The 13,410-nt window shown below is 43.1% G+C and carries 10 protein-coding genes; 5 read left to right on the top strand and 5 right to left on the bottom strand.

All coding sequences use genetic code 11. The features are described from left to right. The first annotated feature begins 2 nt into the window (after positions 1-2). Together BMX56_RS09265 and BMX56_RS09260 are read left to right on the top strand one after the other, a co-directional pair. Positions 3-1,151, top strand: coding sequence for a DUF3095 family protein (locus BMX56_RS09265; protein WP_090644978.1), 1,149 nt, complete (start codon positions 3-5; stop codon positions 1,149-1,151). A 92-nt stretch (positions 1,152-1,243) separates the two neighbouring features. Beyond that, the gene (locus BMX56_RS09260) at positions 1,244-1,504 is read left to right on the top strand and encodes a (2Fe-2S) ferredoxin domain-containing protein (RefSeq protein WP_090644975.1); all 261 of its coding nucleotides are present in this window, start codon (positions 1,244-1,246) and stop codon (positions 1,502-1,504) included. Positions 1,505-1,713: 209 nt separating this feature from the next. Here BMX56_RS09260 and BMX56_RS09255 read toward each other — a convergent pair whose 3' ends face one another. Together BMX56_RS09255 and BMX56_RS09250 are read right to left on the bottom strand one after the other, a co-directional pair. Further along, a complete protein-coding gene (locus BMX56_RS09255; protein ID WP_177183761.1) occupies positions 1,714-4,797 on the bottom strand; it encodes an AsmA family protein in 3,084 nt (1,027 codons plus the stop codon). A 153-nt stretch (positions 4,798-4,950) separates the two neighbouring features. Beyond that, entirely contained in the window at positions 4,951-5,841 is an 891-nt protein-coding gene (locus BMX56_RS09250; protein ID WP_143065410.1) for an ankyrin repeat domain-containing protein, read from the bottom strand. Between the two features lie 327 nt (positions 5,842-6,168). On the opposite strand from BMX56_RS09250, the gene BMX56_RS09245 reads away from it, so the two are divergent. Beyond that, complete coding sequence (locus tag BMX56_RS09245; RefSeq protein ID WP_090644966.1) at positions 6,169-6,927, top strand: hypothetical protein; 759 nt, start codon at positions 6,169-6,171, stop codon at positions 6,925-6,927. A 14-nt stretch (positions 6,928-6,941) separates the two neighbouring features. On the opposite strand, the gene BMX56_RS09240 is transcribed toward BMX56_RS09245, so the two are convergent. Next, on the bottom strand, positions 6,942-9,407 hold the full coding sequence (locus BMX56_RS09240; RefSeq protein ID WP_090644963.1) for a TonB-dependent receptor: 2,466 nt from the start codon (positions 9,405-9,407) through the stop codon (positions 6,942-6,944). A 399-nt stretch (positions 9,408-9,806) separates the two neighbouring features. After that, the gene (locus tag BMX56_RS09235) at positions 9,807-10,319 is read right to left on the bottom strand and encodes a hypothetical protein (protein WP_090644959.1); all 513 of its coding nucleotides are present in this window, start codon (positions 10,317-10,319) and stop codon (positions 9,807-9,809) included. A 308-nt stretch (positions 10,320-10,627) separates the two neighbouring features. Here BMX56_RS09235 and BMX56_RS09230 point away from each other — a divergent pair, with 308 nt between their 5' ends. After that, positions 10,628-11,038, top strand: a complete 411-nt coding sequence (locus BMX56_RS09230) for a response regulator (protein WP_090644955.1) — start codon at positions 10,628-10,630, stop codon at positions 11,036-11,038. A 49-nt stretch (positions 11,039-11,087) separates the two neighbouring features. Next, a complete protein-coding gene (locus BMX56_RS09225; protein WP_090644952.1) occupies positions 11,088-11,447 on the top strand; it encodes a response regulator in 360 nt (119 codons plus the stop codon). A gap of 135 nt (positions 11,448-11,582) precedes the next feature. On the opposite strand, the gene BMX56_RS09220 is transcribed toward BMX56_RS09225, so the two are convergent. Continuing rightward, a complete protein-coding gene (locus tag BMX56_RS09220; RefSeq protein ID WP_090644949.1) occupies positions 11,583-13,400 on the bottom strand; it encodes a PAS domain S-box protein in 1,818 nt (605 codons plus the stop codon). Positions 13,401-13,410 lie beyond the last annotated feature (10 nt).

The following is a 13,410-nucleotide window of genomic DNA, read 5'->3' as shown; positions in this document are numbered from 1 at the left end:
TCATGTCAGCAAATCAACATCAATTTTATAGCAGCCTGCCGGTTAACAACATCCCGCTTGGCAATCTTTTTATTAGAGAAGATTTATTTAGGGATGTCCCTGATGATTGGCATGTCGTCCTAACCGATATTAAGGGCTCAACACAGGCAGTGCTTGCAGGCGGATCGCAAAATGTAAACCTCATTGCTACCGGCAGTATAGTCGCCGTACTTAACATTGCTTTAAAAGCTAATGTTACCGTCCCCTTCTTTTTTGGTGGCGACGGCGCAACGTTTATGGTGCCGCCGGTTATTTTGGGTGAAGCAATGCAGGCGCTTGTGTTGTACAGCGAAAACACCCTAACTAATTTTCAGATTGACCTGCGTACCGGCACCCTGCCGGTAAAACAGGTTTATCACGAGGGATACAAGCTCCGGATAGCCAAACATCGCATTTCCGAAGCGTTTTCAATCCCCGTTGTTTTGGGCAATGGGTTAAGCTATGCCGAAAAGGTTATTAAAGGGCGCCAGGGATTGTTAAATTATGAGGCCCAATTAAACGAACTTGACCTTACCGGGATGCAATGCCGCTGGGATAAAATAGCCCCGCCCGAAAACACCAACGAAGTACTGTCGCTACTGGTTATCGCTTCGGATGAAGACCGGCAACCGGAAGCTTTCAGAAAAGTAATGTGCCATATAGATGAGGTTTATGGCGATGAGAAAAAGCGGACTCCTATATCGGTACCCCAACTGAAGCTTAAAACCACCTTTAACCGTATTGGTACCGAGATGCGGGTGAGTATAGGAAAGGTGCCGTTTTTTAAGCTGATAATAGCCTGGCTGACCAATTTATATGGCTTTATCTTTTTTACTACCAGGAAAGGTAAGCACTACCTGGAAAAACTTGTAGAAATGTCGGACACGCTGGTAATCGACGGTAAGATAAATACCGTAATAAGTGGTACCTCATCGCAGCGAAGGAATCTACAAAACAGGCTGGACAAAATGGAAACCGACAGCGAGCTATGCTATGGCCTGCATGTAAGTAGCGAATCTGTAATGTCGTGCTACGTACGTGACCTCGACGATGGCCACATTCATTTTGTCGACGGTGCCGAAGGCGGCTATACGCAGGCTGCCAAAGTAATAAAGGCGAAGTTGAATAAGTAAGATCATCCTGCAACCCTGCCTAATCTTGCAAACCGGGTACAACATAATTGTACTAACTTTGTTATTATCAACATACCTTAATAAAACCCGCTATGAGTAAATTTACCATTCCCGACAAAGTATTGTATGTGTGCACCGGTAGCAAATGCGGCAAAAGGGGTGGAAAAGATATGTACAAGCTGGCCCGATCATACGCCAAACATTACCACGGCGATAGCGAAATTGAAGTAATAGAAACCGAATGTACCGACCGCTGCAAGTTTGCCCCTGTATGCAGCATCCAGCCCGGTAATACCTGGTTAAGCGAGTATAAGGCTAAGGATGTGTTGAAGCTGATGGATTTGATACCGTAGTAAACTGGCATATCAAGGCGGCGAAGACTCACCCGACGAGACTACGCCCGTTACCCTTTCTTCTGCTGCGCAGGAAAGAGGGGCTTGAAAAGTTTTCCGTTGCTCTTTATTTCAGCGCAGCGTAGCCTGGGCGAGTCGTAGCCACCGTTCAAAGTGGATGATTTAAGCAAAAATCCGAAATCGAAAATCCTTATTCCGAAATCCTCCCCCTACTCCCCTTCCGGCGTCTCCTTTAGCTCGTCTTCTTTTTTGCCTTTGCCTAAATGAACTATTGGTTTTTCCTGGGTGCCTGTAATGGTCATCGGGATACCAAAGATACCCAATGGCGGTAGGCCAAGGCGGAATTGCAGGTTTAGCTTGCCATCAAAACTTACCTGCCCCTCAAACCTCGGGCGGAAGCCGGCCATCCTCATTTTGGTACGCTGAATGGTGATGATATTATTGGCTATAGTAGTTTTAATATCAACCTTGCTTACATCATTTTTGCCGCCCAGGCTATCGCGCCCGGTTGTTTTACCTACTGCACTAAATAATTTAAAGCCTTTTACTTTTACCTTTTTAACTGAGAGCACTCCCCCGCCCTTCAGCGATGGATAAACGGGTTTCATATCGCCGTTAAGCTTACCGCTTAATTTGTAATCCAACGATACGATACCCTCGGCATTTGCTGCAGATGAGGCCATGTCGTGAAATAATTTCACTTCTTTATAAGCCTTTTTAATGTCAAAATCTTTGGCATCAATATGGTAATCAAAATAAGCTTTTTGCGGGCTGATACTGCCATAGGTAGCATCCATTACTACCGGCGCACCTATCAGGGTAAAGCCGGTTTGTTTTAAAACTATCTGGCCTTTGCTTACGCTCATTTGCCCTTTGGCATCATTAATGTCCAGGCCGTTATATTTTACTTTTTTAACATCGGCAGTAAAATTCAGATCGAGGTTGGCGGGTACCAGGATAACGCCCGATTTGGCCGCTTTTGGGGTAGAGGGGCCGCTGGCAAAAGCTGTAAAGTCATCGGCAATGATCAAGCCGCTGCTTAAGTTAAACTCTCCTTTTAATGGTGAATTGGGTTTTACGGCATAATCTATCACATTGGATAACGAGCCGTTAAGCACAATAACCGATTTACCGTAATTGGCGGTAAACTGATCAAACTTCATTTTATCCTGGTTGAAGCTAAACAGGCCCGTTTTAATGAGGAATGGCTTGGGGAACAATTCGGATGTTAAAATTAAATCTTTCACCTTCATGGTACCCGAGTTGGCCAATTGATCATACCGGCCGGCGATGGCATCGCTTTGCTTGCCTTTTAAGGATAGGTTAGTGGTGATAAGCCCTTTTACATTGTAACCTGCCATGGCAAAAACCTTATAAATTTTACCAACATCCAACGATCCGTGCGAATTGATGGCATAATCCAGGTTATCAAAGTTTTTGAGGTTGGCTTTCAACATGAAAGGCTGCCCTTCGAAGGTGAAGGATACCGGTTTGATATTCACCTTCAGGCCTTTTAATGATCCGGTGCTGTTGCTGATGGCTGTGCTGATCTCCAGGTTTTCAACCGGGTGCGGGTAATATTTGGTTTGGATGTAGCCGCCGTGCAAATCAATCTGCGCGTTGGTAACCGGGAAAATCCTGTTGGCCGGGATATACCTGCCTTTGGTTTGTACATCGGCATCCAGGTTGCCGCGCAAACCGATGCTATCAACCGGGTAAAACTTTTTGATATCGGCAAGATCAAATTTTGCTTTCAGGTTGACATCAATTAAGGCACCTGCGGTGTTGCTTAGTTTTAAATAGCCTTTAATATAGTTGTTCAGCGCGTTAATGTTCAGGTTGGTCATGGCCATAGTGGCATGGGCCGGGTTTTGGTCGGGGCAGTTGGCATCAAGGTTAAAGCTTACGTTTTTCATGGCCTCAGGCAGGTTGGCATATTTAAAATATCCGTCCCTGAAAGCAGAATGCAGCGTAAACTTAGGGATACTGGTAATCACGGTATCAATATGATGCCTGATACCTGTTTTCTTTATCCCGGTAGCATATTTACCTTCGGCTACCATGTGCAGCGAGTAGCGTCCCTTTACATCAAATGCCTTTACCCCAAAAGCTTTGTTCCATTTTTCCAGGTCAATCTCGGTATTTATTTTGGCGAAGATCTGCGGCGATTTAACGCCCTTCACTTTAATAACCGACCCAAAGTAATCCTTCCCGATATTAAAATAAATCGAGTCGATATTAAGGTTCAGGCTATCGGGGTTACAGCCCGGCACTTTGGCCTCCATATTCAGGTACAGGTTTTTTACTGGCTCGGGCGTTTTTTTATTGGCGATGTAGCCATCGCGTACTTTCATACTAAAATCCAGGTCGGGCATTTGTTTGGTGGCGGCAATGTACTTACCAACAAGCGACATCGTGATTTTCCCGTTGCCGTTTAGCTCGGTATCATCCGTCCATTTGGCGTATTGGGCGGGCAGGGCGGTAAAAATATCGCTCAGGTCTTGCTGATCGGATTTTATCCTGAAATCCATATCGTAACCATCTTTCAAAAACTCAAACCGGCCTTTAAAATCAACCGGCAGCTGATTAATCATCAGGTTGTTTTTTTGAAACACGAAAGCCAGCGATTTGGTATTGATACTGGTAACTAAATCGGCATTTACTTTTTTATGGTAGATGTAGGTTTGACCGCCATAAGTAAAATCGACAGAGCCAATTTCGGTATGGGTATACAGGTCAAACACATCTTTGCTCAGGTCGCCCCTGCCCTGGTAGTTAAAATCGCGGGCATCAACCAGCAATGGCATCGATTTATCGTTATAAACCAGGTGGCTTTTTTCAATTAAAATCTGCTCGATACCCAATGATGCACTTGCGGTATCCGTTGCCTGTGCCGGTTGGGCTGGCTTGGCTTTGTACACGTTGTAATTGGCATGCCCTGCGCTATCTACCTGGATATTGATAGTAGCTTTGCTCAGATAAACGCGGTTAATGTTTATTTTGCTTTTAAATACCGAGGAAAGGTCAATTGCCAGCGATACCTCTTTTGCTGCTACCAGCGTATCGTTTTGAAAAGGGGCGCTGCCATTGAGTGAAAAATCATTCAATGTAAGCGTAAGCGCCGGGAATTTTTTGAAGAAGGACAGGCTTGTGCCCGAAAAATTGAGCTTGCCATTAATACTGCTGCCCGCCCATTGCTTTATTTTATTGGTAACGGTTTGCGGAAACAGGTATGGCAGTAAAAACATTAATGCCAACAGGCTCACCAAGGTAATACCTGTAATTTTAAGCATTTTAACGAGTATTTTTTTTATTGGGATGGGCATAAAAATAATAGATGATCGGGTGCCATAAAGATAGAGCAAAAAGTTGTGCCCTTGGTAGCGTTTAGCTATAAAAAGAGAACGGCGGCCTCTAAATCTCTCCCGGTTATGGGGACTTTTAATTTAAAGCTCTCCCTGGCGGGAGTTTGAATGGGCTTCTTTCCTTAAATAATCCGCTATTTCTGCAAAATTTCTCCTGGCTTCTTCATTCGGACTTTCATCATTTTCCATGTGCAGGGCCCAGCCAAGCGGTGTACCGTTATATACACTGTCTGTGATATCCAGCTTTGCCCCTGCTTCAACCAATAGCTTTACGCACTCCAATGAGCCGGAATATACGGCCTGGTGCAGTGGTGTGGCATGGCTGTGAAAACCGGCATCATTTTCCGGATAGCCATTCGGATTGGCACCTAAATTTAGCAGGTAGGTTATCATTGGGGGCTTACCGTAAAAGCCGGCAACGGTTAAGGCCACCAGCAATTCGGCTTTATCAGCCCCTGCTGTAAAACGGATCACGTCGTCCATCCTATCCAGCCCGATGGCGGCAGCCAGGGTAAGTTTGCCTCCGCGATTAATGAGATGTGCGGCGGCGTCAAAATTGCCGTGGGCCAATGCACCCAAACCGCCGCCGGGGTTTGCACCGGCATCAATCAGTGCATCCATCAGGGCTATTTGCACGCCGCATTCGCGGGGGATCCTTCCGGTTGCTACCAGGCCAAGGGCATAATCCAGCTGTTGTTGCATGGTACCTGCGGCAAATACTTTTACAAAGCCTATGAGCAGTTGGGTAACATCCACAATATTGGGAGGCAGCTTGCCATTGCGGATTGGGTTATCTGCCACAAACCAAAGCAGGTAAGGATTTTGGAAATAACCGGGCTCGGGAAGGTCGAGCTTATCCTGTACCAACCGTTGATTTTCCGTTACTGAAGTGGTTAATAATTCAATATCACCATTTTCAATAGCTTCTACAGCCTGCCGGAAAAGCGGATTAGTAATGTCAGAATTTTTCATCGTCGTTAATTGAAATATTAAATTGCCATTGCCAATTAAAGATACAAATGTATATTTGAAAACCGTCCATCGCGGCAGGGTGCAAATCAAATTGTTGCTAAACGAATATTGCTTAAGGTTGCCGTTTATATAGGTGAATTGGGCTAAAGCCCCATTCCTGTTGAATCTTTGTCCGTTGGCTGAAGCCAACGGCAATGAATTAAATAATCCATTGCCGTCCCTTTTAAGGGACGGACAAGCATAAATTGGAAGTTAATGGCTTTAGCCAAAATAGTCCGTAGCGACAATTTGATATGCACAATCACGGCATTAATTAGCCTTAAACCAATGAAAAACATCATCTGTGCAGCCCTGTTTTTATTTATTATCCCAAGTGCCCAGGCCCAGGCACCAGCTTCAATTATAAAAAGATACAAGGAAATATTTAAGTTGATAAAGGCCGATAAAGCGCAGGAATTATCAAAATTGGTGGCCTATCCCTTAATACGGCAAAACCCGCTAAAAGACATTACCAATGCCAACGAATTTGTAGCTTATTTTCCGGTATTGTTTGATGCCTCCTTCAAGAAAAAGTTTGAGCGCTTTAATGACACAGTTGTATTTGAACACCACGGCGGTTATGGTTTGGTTGGAGGAGATTTTCACGGAGACATGTGGTTAGACGATCGTGGTAATATCACTGGCATCAGTGTTATTTCAAGACGCGAAACAACTCTTAGAAACCAACTTACTAAACAAATTCAAAGCAAAATATATCCAACGGTAAGCCATTGGGACGAGAATTTATTGGTATTACAATCGCCCAAATTACTGATCCGTATTGACAGGGTTGGCCAAAAACTGAGGTATGTATCCTGGAGCCAGGGCCGCCCAACCTCGTCAAAACCCGACCTGGTACTAATCAATGGTGTTGAAGAAGCCCAAGGTACCCAGGGCGGCTGGACGTATACCTTTAAAAATGGCGACTGGACCTATGTAATAGATGATGTTGAAATGTGCGAAACAGCAAGCCAATGCGGTTATTTCCTTCGCCTCAACCTTAAAAATGTTGAAAAATCATCAACCAGGCTGAAGGTGGTTAAATAACAGCCTCTATTTTATCAAAAAGGAAATATCACCTTAAAACTCACATTGCGACCAATGTTATAAATACCCAGGCGACCATTAGGCGAAGCTGTATAATATTCAAAATACTTTAGCCTGTTCAGGTTAGATTGATAGGCCGTATCAAACAAATTATCTACCTGTAAAAAAACCTCGCAAAAAGTTTTTTCCGATCTTCGTTTTATGGTTGTACCCGCGCCGATGTTGATAAGTGTATAGCCGGGCGTGGCGGTTTCGGTATTATCCAGGGCATAAAACCGGTTTTGAGTGGCATAGGCATCAGCTTCCGTTTTAAACCAGATTTTTGAAAACGCTCCATAAGCCTGTTGCAGGGTAATCTTTATCTCGCTGCGCAAATGCAGCGGGGGTATAAAAGGCAGATACTTTGCCGCGCCGTTTGACTTTTGGATAAGCTGTTGGTTTTGGTTAATACCGGTAACATACGCTATGCTGTTATTAAATGCCAGCCACTTCAATTTTTGCGGATGCAGGTTAACCGTAAACTCCGCACCATAAAGCCGGGCCCTCGACTGCTGGTATTGGTACGTGCTGTTACCTGGAACAATTATTACCGGGTTGCCGGCGGCATCGGTTAGCTTGGCCTGGTAAATGTAATTATCAATCTGGTTATTAAAAAACTCAGCAATAAGGTCAGCATCTTTCAGGTAAGCAATTACACCCAGGTCTTCCTGTAAGCTAAATTCGGGATTAAAACTCCTGTCGCCCAGGTAAACAATGTGCGCGCCCGGGTCGAGGCCGTTGGAGCCAATTTCGGTGATGTTGGGTGCCCGGTAGCCCCTGCCGATATTGGCTTTAAGCAACAGCCTTTCATTAACGTTATAAGTAAGCCCCAAACTGCCCGAGATGCCTTTGTAAACGTGCTTGAATGCCGGGAACTGCAAATGTGCGCCTGCTGTATCAGGCAGTTTAACCTGCTGCTCAAAGCCGTTGGCCACATTAGGCCCAACATAAAAATCATTCCAGCTGATGTGGCGGTTATCATACCTTAAGCCTCCGGAAAGATCCAGCTTGCCAAAGCTTTTTTTAGCGAAAATAAAAGCGCCGGCATCAAACAGGTTATAATCAGGTATCGGGAAATCGGTAGCCGCCTTGCTGCGGTTGGCCTGGTACATGCCGTTAATGCCCACGGTACTTTCAATACCGGCAAATGTGGGCAGGTTATATTTCAGGTCGTAATTAAGGGTATTGAGCACTACATACAAACCGGCCTGCTGCGCTAAAGTAGGGTGGTTGTATTCCCTTCGGGTGCTCTGCTGCAGGCCAATGGTGGCATCCAGGCTGCCATTGCCCAACTTTACCTGGTTATGGCTATAAATGCGGTAATGCTGAATGCGCTGGTGAAGTGGTGCTATGGCGTATGAGTTTAAATCATCGTTACTAACCGCGGGCCGGTTTTTAATATTATCTGCAGCAAGCTCCTTTACTTGCCTGGTAAACCGCCGGGTGAGCGAATCGCGGCTGCCATCTGGAATTTCCTGCCGGTTATCATATATTGTTGCGGCTATTTGGGAGTACCCCCATTTTTTATCAACCCTGGCCATACCCGATAAATTGTATTCCCGGAAACCGGTATTGTAAACTAAACCGTCAATTTTATCCCGGTAATCATGCGCTGCCTTAGCTGTAGCCCTGAAGGTGTATTGCCAGTCTTTATTTTTGTAGGCCAATCCAAGTGATGTGCCAACCATGCCATTGTTGGTATGGTAATCGGCCACATAGTCGCCTTTCAATACGCTATCCGCCCCGTTAGGTACAGCCGGTATCAGGTTAATAACACCTGCAATAGCGTCGGAACCGTAGGTTAAGCTGGCCGGGCCTTTAATCACTTCGGCCCTGCCAATGCCATACTGGTCTATCTCGATGCCGTGTTCATCGCCCCATTGCTGCCCTTCCTGCCTGATGCCATCATACAAGGTTAATACCCGGTTATACCCCAGTCCCCTTATAAAAGGTTTGGAGATATTAGGCCCCGTGGTAACCGCACTTACGCCGGGCACGCCTTTTACTATGGCATCAATAATGTTGTTGTTTACATTCTCGTTCATCTCCTTTTTAGTCATCACGGCAATAGGCACGGGATTGCGCCGAAGTTCGGTAGCCCGTGATACGCCGGTTATAACCACCTCGTTCAGTTTTGAGTAATTCTCTTTCAGGTTGCCGTTTAAAATGGTAGCTTGTTGTTTAACAATAGTTACCCTGGCCTTCTCGGGCAGGTACCCAATTGCCGAAAAAGATACTTCGTAATTTCCCGGGGCAATATTTTGCAGTTGATAATACCCTTTTTCATTGGCCGTGGTACCTATAGTTGTGCCTGTTATGGTAACGGAGCCATAAGCCAACGGTTCGCTACCGGCCGTGAGGCGGCCTTTTAAAAGCCCGGATTGGGCTAAAGCGCTTACTGATGGCATTAAGAGTATTAAAAATAGGTATAATATTTTCATTTGTATGCAGACCGATTTTAATTTCAGATACAAAACAAATAAAAATAATTAGTCTAACCTAATTTTATTGTATAAATAAATCTAATTACTAATTTTAAACGACTTAACAATATGGCATGGCTAACCATATTATTAAGTCGTGTTAACGATAAATTGACGGATAGTCTTAAGTTCTAAGAAGCTGTTTAAATTTGGTTTGCTAATGTTTTTATGCTTTTAATGAAGGGACGATGATGCATATTACATGGCGGCGAAGACTCACCCGGCGAGGCTGCGCCCGCCACCCTCTCTTCGGCTTCGCCGGAAAGAGGGGCTTGGAAGTTTATTACCCGTTTTTTTTACAACATTTTGATCTTCAGAATTCAAGCCCCTTTTCAGCGACAGCGTAAGGCCCTTTTATTACTTTAATATCCCGAAGGAACCAAAAAAAACCTCGTTGTTTTTGGTGGTCATATTAGCGGGTATCCTGCATGAAAGTGAGTACATTTTGCTACCAATCAATATCATTTGAATCAATAAAGTATTTTTATTGATATTTTCGGATGCAGACATACTATAAGTAGCATAGGTGTTCCATTTGCCAATTGTAATACCCCCAAAGGTATAGTTTGTTTTTTTAGACGCTATACCAGCCCTCAATTGATTAGCGAATTGCTGGTTACCCTTCATTGGCGCTAAGGCGGCCGAGTCTAAATGAAGAACAACTTTATAATCTATAATTGTAGCGCTGTATGCCATACTGTCCGGTTCCCTTACAGTATAAATATCAACACCATTCTTAGTCGTTTTTTGGGGTTGGGCCGGAAATTTTATCGACAATTTTTCATCAAGGTTTTGTGTTATCCAACCGGTTTGGGCTTTAACTGATGCAGACATCAGCACAAATAGCAATAGGTAATAGGTTTTTTTCATTTTGTTTTAATAACAATAAATGTACATCATTATTTTGACAAAGCCGATAAGGGGGCGTGATAAAAAACTGGCATCGTAAGGAGCCTTTTAGCGCCTAAACAGCTTTGGCGCACCCCGTTAAAACACCTACCCGGCACCCCGTTAAAATACGGGGTATTTTGGCGGCTGCCGACTTTTTTTATTAATATTAAATAATTAAATTAGCTTTCGTACAACTCTGTATTTATCATTATAGTTAAAAGCAGTAAAAGCCTATAGGAAAACATTTTCCCTAACAAACATTTTCACAGAATATTAGTTTAATTTCGATGGATCAAAAAAACATAACTTCCAATATATTGGTAATAGATGATGGCGAGATTGATAATATTATTTTTGAAAAAGTAGTAAAAAGGGTGATGTCAAATTCAAATATTGATGCCTGTTATGATGCCAAAAGCGCTATTGATAAACTAATGCATATCAGCAATACCGCCCCCCATCTTTTTCCTGATTACATATTTTTGGACTTGACAATGCCGGTTATGGATGGATGGGATTTTTTGGATGAATTTAGGAGATTAAATATCGATCCGCTTAAGCAAAGTAAAATATATCTTTTATCTTCGTCGATATCAATTAAAGATATCAACCGGTCGCGCATGAACCCCTTGGTGTTCGATTTTATTTCAAAACCAATGAACAGGCAAAAGGCCGAGGCCATTTTTGAAGTTTCCTAAGCTTCAGAACTATACATATAAATATGAACGAAACTAAACTTCTTTATCCATGTTGAAAAGCATTTTGGTAATTGAGGACGATACCGACATTTTAAGTACAATTGAAAATGTTTTGGTTTACAACAATTTTGCGGTCACGGGTTTAACCCATACAGAGGACATTATTGAATCTATAAAAACCTATAAACCCGACCTTGTATTAACCGATTATATGTTACCTGGTATGAATGGCGGTAAAATATGCCAAACCATTAAAAGCACCAGGGAAACCAACCATATCCCCGTTATCCTGATATCTGCCTATCACCGGCAGGCTATATCGTTAGCCAATTTTAATTACGATGTTTATATTCCCAAACCTTTTGACATTGATAAACTGGTACAGGCTATCAATAAGCTTTTAAATTAGGGGTAACTTAGTAATACTAAGTCTTGAGTAAAAAGTTAGCTTTATTTTTTTGACTCAGAACTTAAGACTTTCGGCTAAAGACAGTCCATCGTTACACCATCAACATAACATGAGTTCATGGTTTTGTTATCAGCACTATGAAGCTGCCTGTATAGCCACACTATTGCAAGGCAATTTTATTGTTGTAACAGCACCAAGGCCGGGGCCATCGCTTTCTATTTGAAATGAACCATCATGGCTGTCGATAATTGATTTGCAATTATATAAACCCAGGCCGGTGCCGCTTTCTTTGGTTGTAAAGCCTCTTTTAAAGAATTTATTTCCCGTTTCGGCATCAAAGCCTTTACCATTGTCGGCCATCTTTAGTTCATAAAATCCGTTGCCAGAGCTTAAGTTAATCTCAATTGTTTTTTCGTCTTTTTCAAGATCAATTGCCTCAATGCTGTTTTTAAGTACATTTAAAATAACCTGCATTAATTTAGTATGATCGCCTTTTAAAACATATTCGCCTGGTGCAATAGCTATTTTTAACTGGATGCCCTTCTTATCTGCAGATGCCAAAAGCATAGCTTTACAATCATCAATAATATTTACCAGGTTTACCATTTTACGATCATGCGAACCTCCGTGCCCTTTAACAAACTGGCGCTGGATACTTAAAATATCCTGGATGTGCGAAAGAATGTTCAATAATTCGGTAACCGCGGTTGAAATTTCGCCTTTGTTTTCGGCCTGCGATTTGTAAATACTATCGGTAAGCGATACCAGGGCATTTGCCTTATCTGCACCAATTGCGCGCTCAAGTGCGCTTTGCTGGCTTTTTATAAACAACGCCAGGCTTTTAATGGTATCAACGTTATACCTGTCCATAACCCGGTTAATGCGGTTAAGGTATGAGCCAAAACCTACCAGCGCGTTGCCTATATCATGTAATACTTCTGATGCGATTTCAAATTTACCCTGGGCTATCGCTTTTTCCAGTTCATGCTCTTTTTGCAGTATCAACTGTTCATTTGCAAGCCTGAGGTCTTCTGCCTGGCGGCGGAGCTCTTCCGATTGCAGGTTTAATTCTTCGTTAAGCTTATTTAAAGCTTCCTCGTGCTTTTTCCGCTCCGTAATGTTATAGCCAATGCCCAATATACGTTCAACCTGCCCTTTCTCATTTCGCACCGGCACTTTTGAAGTTAGCAGCCAATGCTTATTGCCCGCTTTGTCAAAAAACAACTCTTCTTTATTAACTATCGCTTTACCTTCGTTGATTACATTTAAATCATCCTGGTAACCGCGCATGCCAATTTCATTGCTAAATAACTCAAGGTCGGTTTTGCCAATAACCTCAGCTTCTGATTTTGCACCAATGTTGGCTACATCAGCAATGTTAGCTAATATCTTTCGGGCAGTGCTATCTTTTACATAGATAGGATCGGGCAAATTATCAATAAGTGTTCGAAGTAATATTTTTTCAAGCTGCAATTGTTCCTCTACTTTTTTTGATGCAGTTACATCGGTATGGGTACCTATTATCCGTTTTGTATTACTCCCTTGCTTATTATTTACATAGCGCCCGCGCGACCAGATCCACACCCAGCTGCCATTGGCATGGGACATCCTGAAAAAGCTTTCATAGATCTTATCTGTGGGATTGTTTACATACTCTTCAAAACGGTCAGTGGCCATTTCCCGGTCTTCGGGATGTAACAAATTGGTCCACGTTTCATTTAAATTTCCTTTGCCCGAATCGTCAAACTCGTTAATTGACCTGCCTAATAATAAAAAGTATTCCTCATTGCAGTTCAAAAAACCCGTTTCGGTAAAATACTCCCAGGCGCCTATATCAGATGCCACCATAAGTTCCCGGTAAGTTTCAATTGTTTTTGTGAGCTCTTCAATAACTTCCGGCGAATTGGAAGCATTAATAACCTGTTGGCTATCGTTCAATGCAATGTCAATCATCTTAGTATAT

The sequence above is a fragment of the Mucilaginibacter sp. OK283 genome (genome assembly GCF_900110415.1).
Lineage (GTDB): Bacteria > Bacteroidota > Bacteroidia > Sphingobacteriales > Sphingobacteriaceae > Mucilaginibacter.
Note: the sequence above shows the minus strand (reverse complement) of the source record. Positions and strands in the feature narration are given on the sequence as shown.

Bases quoted from the DNA above. Each gene is read 5' to 3' on its own strand.
- BMX56_RS09265 (WP_090644978.1), top strand. From the start codon at position 3: ATGTCAGCAAATCAACATCAATTTTATAGCAGCCTGCCGGTTAACAAC.
- BMX56_RS09260 (WP_090644975.1), top strand. From the start codon at position 1,244: ATGAGTAAATTTACCATTCCCGACAAAGTATTGTATGTGTGCACCGGT.
- BMX56_RS09255 (WP_177183761.1), bottom strand. From the start codon at position 4,797: ATGCTTAAAATTACAGGTATTACCTTGGTGAGCCTGTTGGCATTAATG.
- BMX56_RS09250 (WP_143065410.1), bottom strand. From the start codon at position 5,841: ATGAAAAATTCTGACATTACTAATCCGCTTTTCCGGCAGGCTGTAGAA.
- BMX56_RS09245 (WP_090644966.1), top strand. From the start codon at position 6,169: ATGAAAAACATCATCTGTGCAGCCCTGTTTTTATTTATTATCCCAAGT.
- BMX56_RS09240 (WP_090644963.1), bottom strand. From the start codon at position 9,407: ATGAAAATATTATACCTATTTTTAATACTCTTAATGCCATCAGTAAGC.
- BMX56_RS09235 (WP_090644959.1), bottom strand. From the start codon at position 10,319: ATGAAAAAAACCTATTACCTATTGCTATTTGTGCTGATGTCTGCATCA.
- BMX56_RS09230 (WP_090644955.1), top strand. From the start codon at position 10,628: ATGGATCAAAAAAACATAACTTCCAATATATTGGTAATAGATGATGGC.
- BMX56_RS09225 (WP_090644952.1), top strand. From the start codon at position 11,088: ATGTTGAAAAGCATTTTGGTAATTGAGGACGATACCGACATTTTAAGT.
- BMX56_RS09220 (WP_090644949.1), bottom strand. From the start codon at position 13,400: ATGATTGACATTGCATTGAACGATAGCCAACAGGTTATTAATGCTTCC.